This is a genomic window from Microbacterium sp. SLBN-146 (genome assembly GCF_006715145.1).
GTDB lineage: Bacteria > Actinomycetota > Actinomycetes > Actinomycetales > Microbacteriaceae > Microbacterium.
Map to the genome: position 1 here is coordinate 2,477,718 of NZ_VFMR01000001.1, position 16,008 is coordinate 2,493,725.

The window sequence follows — 16,008 nt, forward strand, 5'->3', positions numbered from 1 at the left end:
GCACGATGCTCGACGCGCTCGGCTACGACTCGATCGATGCGCTCCTCGATCGCGCCGTCCCGTCGTCCATCCATGCCGCACCTCGTGAGACGAGCGACATCCCGCCCGCCGCGACCGAGGCGGAGGCACTCGCAGAGCTCCGTGCCCTCGCATCCCAGAACCGCACGGCGCGGCCCATGATCGGCCTCGGCTACTACGACACCTTCACGCCGTCCGTCATCGCGAGGAACGTGCTCGAGAACCCGTCGTGGTACACCGCCTATACGCCGTACCAGCCCGAGATCTCGCAGGGTCGGCTCGAGGCGCTCATCAATTTCCAGACGATGGTCACCGACCTAACGGGGCTCACGACCGCCAACGCATCGATGCTCGATGAGTCGACCGCCGTCGTGGAGGGAATGCTCGTCGCTCGTCGCGCGTCCAAGGCCGTTTCGAACGTCTTCGTCGTCGACGCCGACGCGCTCCCGCAGACGAAGGCACTCCTGCAGGCGCGGGCGAGCGCACTCGGGATCGAGCTGGTCGAACGCGACTTCGCGCAGGGCGAGGTCCTGCCCGACGGCCTCTTCGGCGTGTTCGTCCAGTATCCGGGCGCGTCCGGAAGGGTCTGGGACCCGTCAGCGGTCTTCGACGCAGCGCATGTGGCGGGCGGCCTCGCCGTGGCAGCGGCCGATCTGCTCGCTCTCACTCTCCTGCGTTCGCCCGGCTCCCTCGGGGCGGACGTCGCGGTCGGGACGACGCAGCGCTTCGGTGTGCCGCTCGGCTTCGGCGGTCCGCACGCCGGTTACATGGCGGTCAGGTCGGGCCTCGAGCGTCAGCTTCCCGGTCGGCTCGTCGGCGTGTCGGTGGATGCCGCGGGCCACCCCGCCTACCGCCTGTCGCTGCAGACGCGCGAGCAGCACATCCGTCGTGAGAAGGCGACGTCCAACATCTGCACGGCACAGGTCCTCCTGGCCGTCATGGCAGCCATGTACGCCGTCTATCACGGACCCGACGGGCTGCGAGCGATCGCGACCGACGTCTCGAAGAAGGCGGAGGCGCTCGCCGCGAGGCTCCGCTCGTACGGGTTCTCCCTGGCATCCGATTCCTTCTTCGACACGGTGCGCGTCTTCGTTCCCGGGACGTCACGCCGCATCGTCGACCGGGCACGCGAACGCGGCTACCAGTTGTTCTGGGCCGACGACGCATCGGTGGGCGTGTCGGTCGACGAGACGACGACGGCCGATGATCTCGCCGCCGTCGCGTGGGCGTTCGGGCTCCCCGAAGGCGAATTCGCCGGCGCGGGTGAGCAGGGCGAGCGGGCGCTGCCGTTCCACGACGCGGAGCCGCTCTCGGCTGTTCCGGCGGGTCTCGCGCGGGACGACGAGTTCCTGACACATCCCGTCTTCACGTCGCACCATTCCGAGACCGCCATGATGCGCTATCTCAAGCAGCTGGCCGATCGGGACTACGCCCTCGACCGCGGCATGATCCCGCTCGGCTCCTGCACGATGAAGCTCAACGCCGCGACCGAGATGGCCGCCGTGTCGTGGCCGGAGTTCTCTCGCATGCATCCTTTCGCACCCGAGGCGGACGTGCGCGGCTATCTCGCGATGGTGGAACAGCTCGAGGCATGGCTCGCAGAGGTGACGGGCTATGACGCCGTCTCCCTCCAGCCGAACGCCGGGTCGCAGGGGGAGCTCGCGGGACTCATGGCCATCCGCGGGTATCACCGCGCGAACGGCGACACCGAGCGCACCGTGTGCCTCATCCCGTCCTCGGCCCACGGCACGAACGCCGCATCGGCGGTGCTGGCGGGCATGAAGGTCGTCGTCGTCGCGTGCGACGAGGCGGGGAACGTGGATCTCGCCGACCTTCGCGCGAAGATCGCGGCACACGCCGATCAGCTCTCGGCGCTCATGATCACGTATCCGTCGACGCACGGTGTGTACGAGCACGACGTGCTCGAGATCACGCAGGCCGTCCACGACGCCGGCGGGCAGGTCTACGTCGATGGAGCGAACCTCAACGCGCTCCTCGGCTACGCGCGCTTCGGCGACCTCGGCGGCGATGTGTCGCACTTGAACCTGCACAAGACGTTCGCGATCCCGCACGGCGGAGGGGGTCCCGGCGTGGGCCCCGTCGCGGCGAAGGCCCACCTCGCGCCGTATCTGCCGTCGCATCCGCTCGCCCAGCGCGCCGATCACGCGGGTGGATACGTGTTCGAAGGAGGACCGATCTCGGCAGCGCCGTACGGCTCGGCTTCGATCCTCCCGATCTCGTGGGCGTATGTGCGGATGATGGGCTCGCGGGGGCTTCGGGATGCCACAGCCGCAGCAGTCCTGTCGGCGAACTACATCGCCGCGCGGCTCCGCGATCACTATCCCGTGCTGTACACGGGCGATGGCGGACTCGTCGCGCACGAGTGCATCCTCGACCTGAGGCCCCTGCGTGAGGCGACGGGTGTGACCGTCGACGACGTCGCGAAGCGCCTCATCGACTACGGGTTCCACGCTCCGACGATGTCGTTCCCCGTCGCGGGGACGCTCATGGTCGAGCCGACCGAATCCGAGGACCTCGGCGAGATCGAGCGCTTCATCGAGGCGATGATCGCGATCAAGGCCGAAGCGGATGCCGTCGCGGCGGGCGAATGGCCCCAGGGCGACAACCCGCTCGTCAACGCGCCGCACACGGCCTCGTCGGTCATCGAGGGGGAGTGGGAGCATCCCTATTCCCGATCGACGGCTGTGTACCCCGTGCACGCTCTCGTCCGGACGAAGTACTGGCCTCCCGTGCGGCGCATCGACCAGGCGTACGGCGACCGCAACCTCGTGTGCGCCTGCCCGCCCATCGAGGCCTTCGCCTGACCCGGTGACGGGTGCCGTTCCGCGGCATCCGTCACCGTCCTGTCGTTCCGCGCCCGCCGCGCCTGCGCTCGGGCCGCCGAGACTGCATCTCGCGGCCGAGACCGCGGTCGCAGGGTGCTGTCTCGGCGCGGCGGTGCAGTCTCGCGGTCGAGGGCGTTGTACGCGACGGACGCCCGCGCCCGCGCGGCACCTGTCCGTGGCATCCCCAGCCGAGACTGCATCTCGCGGCCGAGACTGCGGTCGCAGGGTGCTGTCTCGGCGCGGCGGTGCAGTCTCGCTCCGAGGGCGTTGTACGCGACGGACGCCCGCGCCCGCGCGGCACCTCTCCGTGGCATCCCCAGCCGAGACTGCATCTCGCGGCCGAGACTGCGGTCGCAGGGTGCTGTCTCGGGGTGGCGGTGCAGTCTCGCGGCGCAGGAGGTGTGTCGAGCGCCGGTGGGGTGGGGAGGGCTACCCGGGCGAGGTCAGCGTGGGCCCAGGAGGCGCCGCATCGACAAGAGCGCGGCGGTGTCCTCGCGGGAGACGAGCGGCAGCCCGTGGGCGAGGAGGCGGTTGCGGAGAGGCGCGAAAGTCGTCGCCTCGAGCCAGCCCCAGTGGGTCACCGCGCGGACATGGGTTTCGAGACGGATGTCACGCTCGCGGCGTGCCCGCAAGGCCCGCGCGGGATCGCCGAACGAACCGTCGTACTTGATGTCGCCGTCGGCCTCGCCGAGCAGCGACCAGTCCGGCCACCAGAAGTCGCCGCGATCATCCGCCTCCGGCCCCCGTGAGAACTCCTTCTGCAATTCGGGAGCTGGAAACCCGAGCCACCTGATGGCGATGCGGCTCACCGATTCAAGTGGCGACTCCGCCGAGCCGTCGGCCGAACTCAGCGGATCGCGCGCGCGGTCACGGCCGCGACTACTCACCCGTAGCTCATTCACGCCCGCGAGAAGGCCTGCCGTCAGGCTCGGGTCAGTCCGGAGCGCAGCGTCAGCGACCGCAAGTGCGACCGCCGGATGCCGGTGGCGCGCCACGTCCACGGCAGTGTCCGCCGGCGAAGTGACGCCAACGGTCTCGAGCTCGATGAGATGTCGGTCACCGGACCCTGAGTGCATTCGCACACCGGCGACGTCTCGCGCGGTGGAGTTCGGACCACCGAGGACATGAACGGTCGTCGGATCGCGGAACACCGGCAGTCCGAGCAGCGCGCAGGCCGACTCGAGGCAGAACACCGCATCGGGCCTCTGCATCGCAACAGCGTGGACCCTCGCCAGATAGCGTTCCCATCCGCGCAGCGCCGACCACTCCGTGGCATCCGCATAGATGCCCTCGCGAACTCGGATGAGCTCGCCTCGCGCGACCCCGCGCACCGGATGGCTCAGTCCGGCCGCGTGGTGAAGGGCCAGCGGTGCTCGCGCAAGGGTGGGAATGGTCGCCATCAGGAGATCCTCGCGCTCGCTTCCCTTCGCGCTGACGGGCCCGCCGAAATCTGGGGAGGACATCCCCACAGAGCCGGCTGTGGAGGAGTCAGCGTCGCACCCTCGCCGCGGCGCCGCCCGCGACGCCGAGACTGCATCATCCGGCCGACACTGCACGTTCCGGCCGCAGTCTCGGCCGGGGGATGCAGTCTCGCGGACAGTGGTCTCGCGGGCAAGGGGTCTCGCGGACAGGGGCCTCGCGGGCTGGGAGTTCCGCGGACAGCGGCGACGCGGCCGTGGCGGCGCGGCCCCACGATCGCGTCAGGGCGCGGGTCAGGGCGTGGGGGAGCCGCTCGGTGTCGGGGAGACGCTCGGAGTGGGGACCGGCCCGAAGAGGCCCGGCCACAGCGCCACGGCGAGCGGGTAGCCCACGAAGGCGACGATGTCGATGACGGTGTGGGCGATCACGAGGGGCATGACGCGGCCCCAGCGCCGGTAGCACCAGCCGAACACGACGCCCATCGCGAAGTTGCCGACGATCGCACCGAATCCCTGGTACGCGTGGTAGGCCGCACGCAACGCGGCGGTGGACAGGATGATCGTCCACCATCCCCACCCGAGGCGACGCAGGCGATCGAAGAGGTACCCGACGAAGATGACCTCCTCCGTGAGGCCCGCGCGAAGAGCGGCGAGCACGAGGAGCGGCACCGTCCACCACGCCGCGCCGAGCGGCGATGCCTGGACCTGCACCGTGATGCCGAGGGCGCGGCCGGCCGCGTACAGGGCGAGCCCCGGAACGCCGATGAGGGCTGCCAACAGGATGCCGCGGCCCACGTCGCCTCCGAAGCGACGGAAGTCCAGCCCGATCCGGCGCAGGGCGCTCACCCCGGGTTCCCAGAGCAGGAACACGACGAGGGCGACGAGGGCGAGGCCGAAGAAGATCGACAGGAGCTGGTAGAGGACGTCCCAGAACGCCGCGCTGTCGCGTGACGGGTTCAACTGCGTCTGCTGATCGCCGATCGGAGTCGGGCGCAGGAGCGCGCGCACGAGCGACAGGACGGAGTAGAGCGCCGACTGTCCGACGGTCACCGCGAGAACGAGACCGATCTCCCAGCGTGTGCGCGATCGGGCGTATCCGCTTCCACGCTCGAGGAGGGGCAGATCCAGGGCCGGATTCACGCGCATCTTGTCAGAATGTCACAAGCTCGTCGCGCTGAGTTAAGGATCTGTAACGGTTTGCCCCACACGTTTTGCCCAGTTCCCCGAGCATGCTTATGGTTTCCCCTATCCGTGTCCGGTGCTGTCTCAGGCCGGGCACATCACCCTTGCACAGGAGGAAATGTGAAGATCGCGCGTCTTGCGGCGGGCGTGGGCATCGTGGCGGCAGGAGCACTCGTGCTCGCCGGCTGCGGCAACCCATACCAGTCCGAAGTCGTCGAAGGCACGGAGATCACGGTTGCGTACAACTCGGGATTCTTCCACTTCAACGACGACAGCTCGGCCGGAAACAACACGGCCAACGGCAACGTCAAGTACATGACGGACACCAGCTTCGGGTACTACGACAACACCCCGGAGTATGTCCACCGCACCGACTTCGGCACCTACGAGAAGACCAGCGATGACCCGCTGACCGTCGAGTACGAGATCACCGCCGACGCCGTGTGGTCCGATGGTGTCCCGATCGACGAGGCCGACCTGCTCCTCCAGTGGGCAGCCATGTCCGGCAACGTCGACGAGGCGTTCTCGCCTGCCGCGACCACCGGCTACAACCTCATCACCGAGACGCCGGCCACCGACGACAAGAAGATCACCCTCGTCTACGACGAGCCCTACGTCGACTGGGAGCTCGTGAGCCCCCTCGGCGTCTCGGCCCACGGCACGTACGCGCTCGCCTTCCCGGACGAGTACAGCGACGTCCAGGCTGCGTACGACACGTGGAAGGACTCGGGCGAGGAAGGCGACTTCACCGCTTACAGCGACGCCGCCAAGGCATTCGCCGAGGACGCGAAGCAGAAGGTCGTCGACGCCATCACCGACGGTGACACCGAGGTGCTCGCTGCCCTCGGCGACGCGTGGAGCAACGCCTACGGCTACACCACCCTCCCGGACAGCCCCGCCGCTGCCCTGACGAGCGGCCCGTACATCGTTGACGACATCGTCGAGGATCAGTACATCACCATCGCGAACAACCCCCTCTACACGTGGGGTCCGTCGCCGAAGTTCGAGAAGATCACGGTCCGCACGATCGCGGACTCGACGACCGCCCTCCAGGCTCTGGAGTCGGGCGAGCTCGACATCTGGACCGGCCAGCCGACGTCGGACATCCTCGAGGTGGCCAACGGCATCGACACGGCCGACGTGCAGACGGGCGTCCAGGCGTCGCACGAGCACATCGACCTGACGGTCAACAACGGCGGTCCCTTCGACCCCGCCACCTACGGCGGAGACGAAGAGAAGGCGCTCAAGGTTCGCCAGGCGTTCCTGATGACGGTGCCGCGTGAAGAGATCGTCGACAAGATCATCAAGCCGCTCAACCCCGAGGCGACCGTCCGCAACACGAACCTCGTTTCGCAGGCCGACACGGCGCGCTACGACGAACTCGTCGCGGCGAACGGCTCGGACGCGTACGCCGAGGTCGACATCGAGGGTGCCAAGGCGCTTCTCGCGGAGGCCGGAGTGACGACGCCCATCGAGGTCGGCTTCTGGTACCCCGAGGGCAACGTCCGCCGTGGTCAGCAGTACGAGCTCATCGCCTCGTCCGCTGCTCTCGCGGGCTTCCAACTCGTCGACGAGGCAGAGCCCGACTGGGTCTTCACCGACCCGTCGGCCGAGCCGATCAACCCGCACGACGCGACCCTGTTCGCGTGGTCGCAGACCTCGACCGCCATCGGTGGATCCGACCAGATCTACGCGTGCTACGACGACCCGATGGCCAAGGGTGGAAACTACAACGGCTACTGCGACGAAGAGGTGTCCGACGCACTCGCGACACTGAACGTGACGGCAGACGAGGCGACGCAGACCGAGCTGCTCGTCACGGCCGAGACCGGAATCTGGTCGGACGCGGTCACGCTTCCGATCTTCCAGTTCCCGGGTCTCCTGGTGTCGAGTGACAAGGTCACCGGTGTGGAGATCATGCCGCTGAGCCCGGACTACTTCTGGAACTTCTGGGAGTGGGCCCCCGCCGACGCCGGCGAGTGATCCTGTCGTCCGGGTGAGCGGTCCTGCCGTTCACCCGGACAGACACGACCGATGACTGTGGGTGCCGAGGCGAACCCTCGGCACCCACAGTCATGTCCGGCGGTGCTTCGTACGCACGATTCCGCCGACCGCGTAGTAGTTTTGGGCGCAGTCCGATCGAGTCCCCACAGGGACGCCGCGGACTGACTTCGGCCCCATATCCGAGAGGGCTCACGTGCTGACCTTCATCCTGCGACGACTGGGTGCGACGATCCTCGTCCTCCTCGTCGCATCCTTCATCGTCTACAACCTCACAGCGATCACCGCCGATCCGCTGCGAGAGCTCCGCGCAAGCAACTCGCCCAACCGCGAGGAGCAGATCGCCAATCGGATCGAGCTGCTCAATCTCGATCTGCCGCCCATCGTGCGGTATTTCTCGTGGCTCGGCGGGGCAGCGAAATGCGTCATCCTGCAGTGCGACCTCGGCATCGCCTTCTCGCGAAGCAACCAGCAAGTCACCGACGCGGTGGGCAACGCCGCCGGCTCCACCATCCAGCTCGTGACAGCCGCGACGATCATCGCCATCATCTTCGGGCTCACGATCGGCATCCTCACGGCTCTCCGCCAGTACAGCGGCTTCGACTACACGGTCACTTTCCTGACCTTCGTCGTCTACTCCCTCCCGATCTTCTGGGTCGCCGTTCTTCTCAAGGAGTTCGGCGCCATCCGCCTCAACGCCTTCCTGTCCGATCCGGAAGTCACGGTCTGGGCGATCCTGCTCACGGGACTCATCTCCGGCATCATCTTCATGAGCGTCCTCGGCGGAAGCTGGAAGCGCCGCCTCATCACGTTCGGCGGCGCGTTCATCGCCGCCGGCGGACTTCTCTGGTTCCTCGGCATCACGGGATGGTTCGCGCGTCCTCAGATCGGCATTGCCGGCATCATCATCACGGGCATCGGCGCGGCGATCGGTATCACCGCGCTGTCGACGGGCCTCGCGAACCGGCGCGCCCTCTACTCGTCGCTCATCGTCGTTGGAATCTGGGGCGCCCTCTGGTATCCGCTGCAGTTCCTCTTCCTCTACGTCCCCACCGGGTGGATGCTGTTCTTCCTCGGCATCGCCGCGATCGGACTGGGCATTCTCGTCGGCGTGGTCGTGGGCGGCGACGGCAAGCGGGAAGCGGCGAGGACTGCGGCCGTCGTCAGCTTCATCACGTTCTTCGTCGTCGTCGTCGACCGAGTCCTGCTGGTCTACCCCGACTATGTCGACCGCATTCCGCAGTCGGGCGTCATCGCGACGATCGGATCGAGTACACCTGGTCTGCGCGGAGACATGTGGTTCCAGATCCTCGACGGATTCGCCCACCTCATCCTCCCGACCATCGCCCTGGCGGTCGTGTCGATCGCCGCCTACACGCGGTACGCGCGCTCGAGCCTGCTCGAGGTCATGAACCAGGACTACGTGCGCACGGCTCGTGCGAAGGGGCTCACGGAGCGCACCGTCGTCGTCCGCCACGCGATGCGGAATGCGCTCATCCCGATCGCGACCATCATCGCCTTCGACATCGGCGCTCTCATCGGCGGTGCCGTCATCACCGAGACGATCTTCGCCTGGAAGGGGATGGGCGCGCTCTTCGTGGACGGTCTCAACGCGGGCGACGTGAATCTCGTGATGGGCTTCTTCGTCGTCACCGGCGTCCTCGCCGTCATCTTCAACCTCATCGCGGACCTCTTGTACTCCGCACTCGACCCACGGATCCGGGTGAGCTGACATGTCGACCACGATTCCTACCGGAGCCCCGCAGGACCGCGGGAGCGAACAGTCCATCGAGCAGAAGGCCGTCGCAGGCCTCAGCCAGGGCGCCCTCGTCCGCCGACGATTCTTCCGTCATGGCGGCGCCATGGCAGCCCTCGTCGTCCTCGTCCTCGTCATCCTGCTGGCCTTCACCTCCGTCGGCACCGTTATCGGCGGGACAGGAACGCTCGAAGCCGGTCCCGGCGGGGAGCTCCAGATCAACGGCTTCCGCATTCCTGGTTGGTGGCCGCTCGACTGGTTCACGCAGTACCCCGTCGTCAACGGGGGAGCGCCGACTCTGTCGCTGTGGCCGCTGAGCCTCGGCGAGCACCCGTTCGGTCAAGACACGCTGGGCAAGGACATCTTCGCCCAGGTCATGCGTGGAACGCAGCAGTCGCTGACGGTCATGTTCCTCGTCGGCATCGTGTCGCTCGTGATCGGCGTCCTCCTGGGATCCCTCTCCGGTTTCTACCGCGGCTGGGTCGACTCGCTCGTCATGCGCTTCACCGACGTCATCATCATCATCCCGATCATCGTCATCGGCTCGATCCTCGGACGGCTCTTCGGTGGCAATGCGATCGTCTTCGGTCTCTTCCTCGGCATCCTGAGCTGGACCGGTCTTGCGCGACTCGTGCGCGGCGATTTCCTCGCTCTTCGCGAGCGCGAGTTCGTCGATGCCGCCCGCGTCGCGGGCGCGAGCAATGCCCGGATCATCTTCCGGCACATCCTTCCGAACGCCGTCGGCGTCATCATCGTCAACACGACGCTCCTGATGAGTGCCGCCGTGCTGATCGAGGCGGCGCTCAGCTTCCTCGGCTTCGGAATCACGTACCCGGACGTCTCACTGGGTCAGATCATCAGCGAGTATCGCGAGGCGTTCCGCACGCGACCGTGGCTCTTCTGGTGGCCGGGTCTGTTCATCGTGATCCTCGCGCTATGCATCAACTTCATCGGCGATGGGCTCCGCGACGCCTTCGATCCACGCCAGCAGGGCAAGGTCAGCCGACGCAAGGCTTCGCGCGCGATCGCCGCCATCCCCTCAGTCCAGGCCGTGCAGATGGTCGAAGGTCCGACATCGAGCGACGATGACGACGTCTATATGGACGGGTTCAGCAGGTTCCCCGAACCCGAACCGAGGGTCGATCCCGTCGAGCGGCCCGGCACGGGGCCGGATGGCGATGCGGATGCCAGCGGGCCGGGGTCGAAGGACGGTCAGCCGTGAGGCAGCAGCGCGATGCTCAGGACGGCGGCCGCAATCAGGACGGCCGTCACTCCGATGTGCAGCACGCCGAGGGTGGTGGCCGTTCCTCCCGCGAGCGCGGGGCCGGCCGCACGCCGGTACTCCTCGAGGTGCCGCAGCACGAGCGTCGCGGAGTCTCCCGACTCGGTACCCGCAGCATCCGACGGGCGACGCGTCTCGCCCTCGCCGGGGGTCCCCGCGACCTCTTCCCGGCGGGTGGACAGGGCGCGACGTGCGCCCGGAGCCGGCGCCGCCCACGCGCGGATGCGTCGACCGTCGCGCGTGTGGATCGTGAGCGCGTACCGGGTGTCGACGCGATCGATGTCTCCCCAGGGGACTCGGTGCGTGCGGAAGGGATTGCCGATCTCGGCGAAGCCTTCGGTCACGGACACGTACGGGCGGACGTAGAGAAGCCACGCGAGCCACGCGGCGAGCACGAGCGGCCACGCCCATGCGAGGAGGCTCGCCACGCCGTCGGTGACGGCCATGAAGACCAGACCCGCAGCGCACGAGGCGATCGCGATCCACGCGAGGATCTGCCCGCCGCGGGGACGAAAGACGACCGGTTCGGGCATGCGCCCATCCTGACACGGGAGACTGACCGATGAGCACCCATGAGAGCGGCCGCACGCGTCGCCACGCAGCACCGAAGCCTGAGGGCGGTCCTGTCCTCTCCGTCAAGAACCTCGGCGTCGAGTTCTGGGTCGGCGGGTCATGGGCCGCGGCGGCCAAGCACGTCACCTACAATCTCGAAGCCGGGAAGGTCCTCGCGATCGTCGGTGAGTCGGGCTCCGGAAAGAGCACGAGCTCGATGGCGATCATGGGACTCCTCCCGAAGAACGCCCGAGTGCAGGGGAGCGCGGTCCTCGCGGGGCGAGAGCTCATCGGGGCACCCGACAAGGTTCAGCGACAGGTGCGCGGCGAGGGCATCGCGGCGATCTTCCAGGAGCCGATGACGGCGCTCAACCCCGTGTACACGATCGGCTTCCAGATCTCCGAGGTCCTCCTCACGCACCGCCCCGGCATGACCCGGGGCCAAGCGAAGGAGCGCGCGCTCGAGATGCTCCGCCTCGTCGAGATGCCCGACCCGCCCAAGGCGTACAACTCGTACCCCCACCAGCTCTCCGGCGGCCAGCGTCAGCGTGCCATGATCGCGCAGTCGATCGCGCTCGATCCCCGTGTCCTCATCGCCGACGAGCCGACGACCGCCCTCGATGTGACGGTCCAGGCGGAGATCCTCGATCTGCTGCGGAACCTGCACCAGAAGCTCGACTCGGCGATCATCCTCATCACGCATGACATGGGTGTCGTCGCCGACATGGCCGACGACGTCATGGTCATGAAGGACGGCGACGTCGTCGAGTACGGCGCTGCCGAGAAGATCTTCGCCGACGCCGAGCACCCCTACACGCGCGCCCTCATGGCGTCCGTGCCGCACCTCGGCCTCGGATCCGCGGGCGAAGAGGTCGCGAGCGTCCGCGACGACACGACTGCCGCGCTCGTGCTCGACCGACTCAGCATCGATTACCCCAAGCGCGGCCGGGTTCCTGCTTTCCGTGCCGTCTCGGATGCGTCGCTCACGATCCAGCCGGGAGAGGTCCTCGGCCTCGTCGGCGAATCGGGCTCTGGAAAGACGACGATCGCGCGTGCCGTCGTCGGCCTCCTCCCCATCGCGGAGGGACAGCTCCGTGTCGCGGGCCAGGAGATGGTCGGTGTCGACACGAAGCAGCTTCGAGCGGTCCGGCGGAAGCTCGGCATCGTCTTCCAGGATCCTGGATCGTCGCTCAACCCGCGCTGGCCCGTGGGTGAGTCGATCGGAGAACCGCTCGTCCTGGCGGGACGCGCGAAGAAGGAGATCTCCGGGCGGGTCGAGGAGCTTCTCGACATGGTGGAGCTTCCGCGCGACTTCCGCAACCGCTACCCGCACGAGCTCTCGGGTGGCCAGCGGCAGCGCATCGGCATCGCGCGCGCCCTCGCGCTCGATCCGACGGTGCTCGTGGCGGACGAGCCGACCAGCGCGCTCGACGTCTCCGTGCAGGCGCGCGTGCTCGAGCTCCTCCAGCAGATCCAGAAGGAGAAGCAGTTCGCGACGCTGTTCGTGACGCACGACCTCGCCGTCGTCGACCTCCTCGCCGACCGGATCGCCGTCATGCAGCATGGGCGGATCGTGGAGCAGGGGACGAAGGACCAGATCCTGCGCAATCCGCAGGACCCGTACACGCAGCGCCTCATCGCAGCCGTCCCGGTTCCCGATCCGGCCGAGCAGCGCCAGCGTCGTCAGGCGCGCGCTGCCCTGTTGGCATCCCAGAAGTAGGTCCAACACCTCTATCGCTCCGGGTTGCGGTATCTCTTCCGGATGCCGCAACCCGGCGGTTCAGGCTGCTCACGGGTCCCTGCGTTAGGCTGGGGTGTCGGACCCTTCGATTCTGCTCAGGGTCCGCCTCTCTCTTCTCATCACACTCGCAAGGACCCTTTTATGGCGCGCGCCCTCCGTCCGGACCTCCGCAACGTGGCGATCGTCGCCCACGTCGACCACGGCAAGACGACGCTCGTCGACGCCATGCTCCGTCAGACCGGCTCCTTCGGCTCGCACGAGCACATGGAAGAGCGCGCGATGGACTCGAACGATCTCGAGCGCGAAAAGGGCATCACGATCCTCGCGAAGAACACGGCGATCACCTACAGCGGCATCCACTCCGATGTTCCCGTCACGATCAACGTCATCGACACCCCCGGTCACGCCGACTTCGGCGGTGAGGTCGAGCGCGGCCTGTCCATGGTCGACGGTGTCGTGCTGCTCGTGGATGCCAGTGAGGGCCCGCTGCCGCAGACGCGCTTCGTGCTCCGCAAGGCGCTCGAGGCGAAGCTCCCCGTCATCCTGCTCGTCAACAAGACCGACCGTCCCGACGCGCGCATCGCCGAGGTCGAGGAGGAAGCGCACGATCTCCTCCTGGGGCTCGCATCCGACCTCCAGGACGACGTGCCCGACCTCGACGTCGACGCGCTGCTCGACGTCCCCGTCGTCTACGCGTCCGGCCGTGCCGGTGCGGCGTCCCGCACGCGTCCCGGCAACGGCGAGCTTCCCGACAACGCCGATCTTGAGCCGCTGTTCGAAGCGATCCTCCAGCACGTCCCCGCGCCGTCCTATGACGATGAGGCCCCGCTCCAGGCGTGGGTCACGAACCTCGACTCGAGCCCCTTCCTCGGTCGCCTCGCGCTCCTTCGCGTCTTCAACGGCACGCTCAAGAAGGGTCAGACGGTCGCCTGGGTCCGCCACGACGGCACGACGAGCAACGCCCGCATCACGGAGCTGCTCAAGACGCGTGCCCTCGACCGGTACCCGGCCGAGAGCGCCGGCCCCGGTGACATCGTCGCGATCGCGGGCTTCGAGGACATCACGATCGGTGAGACGATCGCCGACCCCGAAGACGTGCGCCCGCTGCCGCAGATCCACGTCGACGACCCGGCGATCTCGATGACGATCGGCACGAACACGAGCCCGCTCGCGGGCAAGGTCAAGGGCCACAAGCTCACGGCGCGCATGGTCAAGGACCGCCTCGATCGCGAGCTCATCGGCAACGTCTCGCTCAAGGTCGTCGACATCGGTCGGCCCGACGCGTGGGAGGTCCAGGGTCGTGGCGAGCTCGCCTTGGCGATCCTCGTCGAGAACATGCGTCGCGAAGGTTTCGAGCTCACGGTCGGAAAGCCCCAGGTCGTGACCCGCAAGGGACCCGACGGCAAGATCGAGGAGCCGTTCGAGCACCTGACGATCGATGCCCCCGAGGAGTACCTCGGAGCGATCACGCAGCTTCTCGCCGCCCGCAAGGGACGCATGGACAACATGACGAACCACGGAACGGGATGGGTGCGGATGGAGTTCATCGTCCCGTCGCGCGGTCTCATCGGATTCCGCACCGAGTTCCTCACGACGACCCGCGGCACGGGCATCGCGAACGCGATCTCCCACGGCTACGAGCCGTGGGCGGGGCAGATCGTGACGCGTCAGAACGGCTCGATCGTCGCGGACCGTTCGGGTGTCGTCACCCCGTTCGCGATCATCGCGCTGCAGGAACGCATGTCGTTCTTCGTGCAGCCGACGCAGGAGGTCTACGAGGGCATGGTCATCGGCGAGAACTCGCGCGCCGACGACATGGACGTCAACATCACGAAAGAGAAGAAGCTCACCAACATGCGCTCTTCGACGTCGGACTCGTTCGAGTCGATGACGCCCCCGCGACAGCTCTCGCTCGAGGAGAGCCTCGAGTTCGCGCGCGACGACGAATGCGTCGAGGTCACGCCCGAGATCGTCCGCATCCGCAAGGTGAACCTCGACGCGACCGAGCGTGCCCGCGCGACGGCACGTCTCAAGCGCCAGGACGCCAACGTCTGAGGCAGGATTCGGTCCGCGAACGGCAGAGTGGACCGGGGGTCCGCTCTGCCGCGGTCGCTAGGCTCGATGGAGTGAGTCCGGAACCGATCTTCGACGATGCGCACGCACCGGGGGAGTCGCGCCGGGCCGTGCGGGAGGCGCTCGGCGTGGCTCTCGCGACGAGCGCGTACGGCGTCTCGTTCGGAGCCCTCGCGGTCGTCTCCGGCTTCGACGTGTGGCAGACGTGCGTCCTCAGCCTCCTGATGTTCACGGGCGGATCGCAGTTCGCCTTCATCGGCGTCATCGGCGCCGGGGGAGTGGCGGCGGCGCCGGCCGCGATCGCGTCGGCATCCCTCCTCGGGATCCGCAACATCGCCTACGGCATGAGCATGTCTCCCATCATCGGGCGGGGCGCCGTGAAACGTGCCGCGGCAGCGCACTTCACGATCGATGAGTCGACGGCCGTCGCGCTCGCCCAGCGCACTCCGCGCGCACGCACGCTCGGATTCTGGGTCACCGGCGTCGGCATCTACGTCGGATGGAACCTGTCGACACTCGCGGGCGCCCTCGCCGGAGACGTCCTGGGCGATCCCAAAGCATATGGGCTTGATGCCGCGGCTGCCGCCGCCTTCCTCGCCCTCCTGTGGCCGCGTCTCCGGCGGCGCCAGCCCATCGTCGTGGGTATCGCGGCGGCGCTCGTCGCGACGCTTCTGACCCCTGTGCTCATGCCCGGCATTCCCGTCCTCGTGGCGGCGCTCGTCGCCGTCGTCGTCGGCTGGTTCAACTGGCTGGGGGGAACGTCCGCCGCGGAGGCGGGGGAACCCGATGATGTGCCCGAGCGGGAGGGGCTCCCGTGACCCTCTGGAACGCGGTCCTCGTCGCCTCGATCATCTGCGTCGCCCTGAAGACCTTCGGATACCTCATCCCCAGCCATTGGCTCGACGCTCCGCGACCGTCGCGCATCGCCGACCTCCTGACGGTCGCGCTCCTCGCGGCGCTCGTCGCCGTGCAAGCACTGGGTGCGGGACAGAGCATCGTCGTGGACGCGCGCGTGCCCGCCGTCCTCGTCGCCGCGGGTCTTCTCCTCCTTCGTGCGCCCTTCCTCGTCGTCGTCATGGCGGCGGCCATCGTGGCCGCTCTCCTGCGACTCTGGGGATGGGCGGCCTGACGTAGGCTGG

At 67.9% G+C, this 16,008-nt stretch carries 11 protein-coding genes; 8 read left to right on the forward strand and 3 right to left on the reverse strand.

The window, feature by feature from the left end; translation table 11 throughout:
* Positions 1–5 precede the first annotated feature (5 nt).
* Positions 6–2,843 (forward strand): aminomethyl-transferring glycine dehydrogenase, encoded by a 2,838-nt coding sequence (gene gcvP / locus FBY39_RS10860; RefSeq protein WP_396652304.1) that lies wholly within the window; start codon positions 6–8, stop codon positions 2,841–2,843.
* 464 nt (positions 2,844–3,307) lie between these two features.
* Here the strand turns inward: gcvP and FBY39_RS10865 are convergent, their stop codons facing one another.
* Together FBY39_RS10865 and FBY39_RS10870 are read right to left on the reverse strand one after the other, a co-directional pair.
* Positions 3,308–4,264 (reverse strand): hypothetical protein, encoded by a 957-nt coding sequence (locus tag FBY39_RS10865; RefSeq protein ID WP_141932314.1) that lies wholly within the window; start codon positions 4,262–4,264, stop codon positions 3,308–3,310.
* Between the two features lie 312 nt (positions 4,265–4,576).
* A complete protein-coding gene (locus FBY39_RS10870; protein ID WP_141932315.1) occupies positions 4,577–5,428 on the reverse strand; it encodes a CPBP family intramembrane glutamic endopeptidase in 852 nt (283 codons plus the stop codon).
* A gap of 156 nt (positions 5,429–5,584) precedes the next feature.
* On the opposite strand from FBY39_RS10870, the gene FBY39_RS10875 reads away from it, so the two are divergent.
* From FBY39_RS10875 to FBY39_RS10885, 3 genes are all read left to right on the forward strand, one after another.
* Positions 5,585–7,447: an ABC transporter family substrate-binding protein gene (locus FBY39_RS10875; protein WP_141932316.1), complete on the forward strand. Its 1,863-nt coding sequence runs from the start codon at positions 5,585–5,587 to the stop codon at positions 7,445–7,447.
* Positions 7,448–7,661: 214 nt separating this feature from the next.
* Positions 7,662–9,197: an ABC transporter permease gene (locus FBY39_RS10880; protein ID WP_141932317.1), complete on the forward strand. Its 1,536-nt coding sequence runs from the start codon at positions 7,662–7,664 to the stop codon at positions 9,195–9,197.
* 1 nt (position 9,198) lies between these two features.
* Positions 9,199–10,443, forward strand: coding sequence for an ABC transporter permease (locus FBY39_RS10885; protein ID WP_141932318.1), 1,245 nt, complete (start codon positions 9,199–9,201; stop codon positions 10,441–10,443).
* Here the strand turns inward: FBY39_RS10885 and FBY39_RS10890 are convergent.
* A complete protein-coding gene (locus tag FBY39_RS10890) occupies positions 10,434–11,036 on the reverse strand; it encodes a PH domain-containing protein (RefSeq protein WP_141932319.1) in 603 nt (200 codons plus the stop codon). The two genes, FBY39_RS10885 and FBY39_RS10890, sit on opposite strands and share 10 nt — an antisense overlap.
* Positions 11,037–11,065: 29 nt before the next feature.
* On the opposite strand from FBY39_RS10890, the gene FBY39_RS10895 reads away from it, so the two are divergent.
* From FBY39_RS10895 to FBY39_RS10910, 4 genes are all read left to right on the forward strand, one after another.
* On the forward strand, positions 11,066–12,775 hold the full coding sequence (locus FBY39_RS10895; RefSeq protein WP_141932320.1) for an ABC transporter ATP-binding protein: 1,710 nt from the start codon (positions 11,066–11,068) through the stop codon (positions 12,773–12,775).
* Positions 12,776–12,937: 162 nt separating this feature from the next.
* Positions 12,938–14,851, forward strand: coding sequence for a translational GTPase TypA (gene typA / locus FBY39_RS10900; RefSeq protein ID WP_141932321.1), 1,914 nt, complete (start codon positions 12,938–12,940; stop codon positions 14,849–14,851).
* A 71-nt stretch (positions 14,852–14,922) separates the two neighbouring features.
* Positions 14,923–15,687 (forward strand): AzlC family ABC transporter permease, encoded by a 765-nt coding sequence (locus FBY39_RS10905; RefSeq protein ID WP_260837703.1) that lies wholly within the window; start codon positions 14,923–14,925, stop codon positions 15,685–15,687.
* A complete protein-coding gene (locus FBY39_RS10910) occupies positions 15,684–15,998 on the forward strand; it encodes an AzlD domain-containing protein (RefSeq protein WP_141932322.1) in 315 nt (104 codons plus the stop codon). The genes FBY39_RS10905 and FBY39_RS10910 overlap by 4 nt, the downstream gene beginning before the upstream one ends.
* The last annotated feature ends 10 nt before the right edge of the window (positions 15,999–16,008 follow it).

Bases quoted from the DNA above. Each gene is read 5' to 3' on its own strand.
- FBY39_RS10865 (WP_141932314.1), bottom strand. From the start codon at position 4,264: ATGGCGACCATTCCCACCCTTGCGCGAGCACCGCTGGCCCTTCACCAC.
- FBY39_RS10870 (WP_141932315.1), bottom strand. From the start codon at position 5,428: ATGCGCGTGAATCCGGCCCTGGATCTGCCCCTCCTCGAGCGTGGAAGC.
- gcvP (WP_396652304.1), top strand. From the start codon at position 6: ATGCTCGACGCGCTCGGCTACGACTCGATCGATGCGCTCCTCGATCGC.
- FBY39_RS10885 (WP_141932318.1), top strand. From the start codon at position 9,199: ATGTCGACCACGATTCCTACCGGAGCCCCGCAGGACCGCGGGAGCGAA.
- FBY39_RS10890 (WP_141932319.1), bottom strand. From the start codon at position 11,036: ATGCCCGAACCGGTCGTCTTTCGTCCCCGCGGCGGGCAGATCCTCGCG.
- FBY39_RS10895 (WP_141932320.1), top strand. From the start codon at position 11,066: ATGAGCACCCATGAGAGCGGCCGCACGCGTCGCCACGCAGCACCGAAG.
- typA (WP_141932321.1), top strand. From the start codon at position 12,938: ATGGCGCGCGCCCTCCGTCCGGACCTCCGCAACGTGGCGATCGTCGCC.